Here is a 1,889-nt window from a genome sequence, read left to right as displayed (position 1 = left end):
CCCCCCCCCCCCCCCCCCCCCGCCCCCCCCCCCCCCCCCCCCCCCCCCCCCCCCCCCCCCCCCCCCCCCCCCCCCCCGCGCCAGCTCGGGCCCCTCGGTCCCGTCCGGCACCGCACCGGCCCCCGCGTCACCGTCCGCCTGGTGCCCTGCCACCGCGCCGCCGGCCACCGCGCCGCCGGGTACCGCACCGCCGATCAGGACCGGATCTCCGCGTCCGGCCGGCTGGCCCACGTCCGCGAGAAGACCTCCATCGGTGCCGGCGAAGGCCACCGTCCAGTCGACCGCCACGCCCCGGATCCAGGCCTCGGCCAGGGAGAGCAGGAACCGGCGAGGGCCGCCCTGATCGCGGCGCAGGGAGGCGAGGACCGCCGCGGGACCGCCGTGAGCATCCGGGGCCTCGACGATGTCCCGCAGGCTCCCGGTGAGCACGGGATGCGGGCTGATCTCGATGAAGGCAGCACCCGCGACCGTGGCATGGGCGGCCCCCGCCGCCTGGGCGAACCGCACCGGCTCCCGTAGGGATCGATACCAGTAGTCACCCGACAGCGCGTTCCCGTCGAGGACGGCCCCGGCCAGGCCGGAGTAGAAAGACAACCGCGCCGATCGGGGTGCGACCGGTGCCAGCTCGCGCAGCAGGCGGTCTCGGAGCCGCTCGATCTGGCCGGAGTGCGCGGCCAGGCCGACCGCGATCCGGCGCGCCCACACGCCCCGCTCCCCATATCCCGCGACAAGCCGGCGGACGCAGTCCGCGTCACCGGAGATCACGACGGTTGCCGGACCGTTGACCGCGGCGATTCCCACCCGGTCTCCCTCGGCGGCAAGATCGCGCCCGACCTCGGCCGCGGGCAGCGACACCAGGGCCATCTCGCCCTGACCGGCGAGGGTCTGCTGCGCCTGGCTCAGGCGTGCCGTGACCCGCGCGCCGTCGGCGAGGGAGAGGGCACCGGTCAGCCAGGCCGCTGCCGGCTCACCGATGCTGTGACCGATCGCGGCCACCGGTTCGACCCCGAACGCGCGCCACAGCCCGGCGAGCGCCACCATCACGGCGAACAACGCCGGTTGGACCACGTCCACCCGTTCCAGCGTCGGCGTCCCCGTACCAGCGGTGGAACGCAGGACGTCGAGGACCGAGTGGTCGGTGAACGGCGCCAGCGCCTCGGCCGCCGCCCGGACCGCCGCGTCGAAGGGGCTCCACACCGCCATGAGGTCCCTCGCCATTCCCGGCCACTGGGAACCCTGTCCAGGAAAGACGAACACGGGGCGCACCGCGTCGCCGGCCGGGCCGTGCACGACGCCCGGGACGCTCTCACCGCGGGCGAGTGCCTCCAGGCCGCGCAGGAAGTCGCCGCGGGTCGCGCCGAGGACGACGCCGCGGTAGGCCGACGGAGTCACCCGCGATGCCAGCGAGAATCCAATGTCCAGCGGACGCTTCCCGGTATCGGAGCGGTATTGCGCGCAAAGCTCGGCCGCCTGCATTCGCAGACCCGCCGGGCCAGCGGCCCCCAGAACCCACGGGATGACTCGGCGTGCCTCATCCACGCGAGAATCCCACAATTCTATCGACCCCGTCATCAGCATCCACTCAATGGAGTATTGGATCGGTTGGGCGACCGCGCGGTTCACCGGCGGCACATCATCGCGGCTCTTATCCTGATTGGCCGGCGACCAGCTCGACAACCCCTACCACCCGTACGGGCCGCAGCATAAATAGACGCTGTGATCTGAGAAGCAGGGGGCCGTAGGGGTACAGGTTCGCGACAGGTCGCGAAAGGCTTACCGACCCTTCCCGGGAACCGCGGGTCCGGTCGGGTTCCGCCGCTGCGCGCGACCGGCTGCGCCCTCGCCGCCCAGCGGCCTCTGCCCGCTCCCGCCAGGGCTCGGCGAGACCG

Annotated in this window: 1 protein-coding gene; it reads right to left on the bottom strand. The window is 73.9% G+C overall.

Translation table 11 applies throughout. From position 1 onward, the window contains the following. Positions 1 to 1,392, bottom strand: a 1,392-nt coding sequence (locus MXD58_RS30475; RefSeq protein ID WP_308302056.1) for an acyltransferase domain-containing protein, incomplete at its 3' end; no start/stop codon positions are given. Positions 1,393 to 1,889: the final 497 nt, after the last annotated feature.

It is taken from the genome of Frankia sp. AgKG'84/4 (genome assembly GCF_023242965.2).
GTDB lineage: Bacteria > Actinomycetota > Actinomycetes > Frankiales > Frankiaceae > Frankia.
This window is presented reverse-complemented; position numbering and strand designations above follow the sequence as displayed.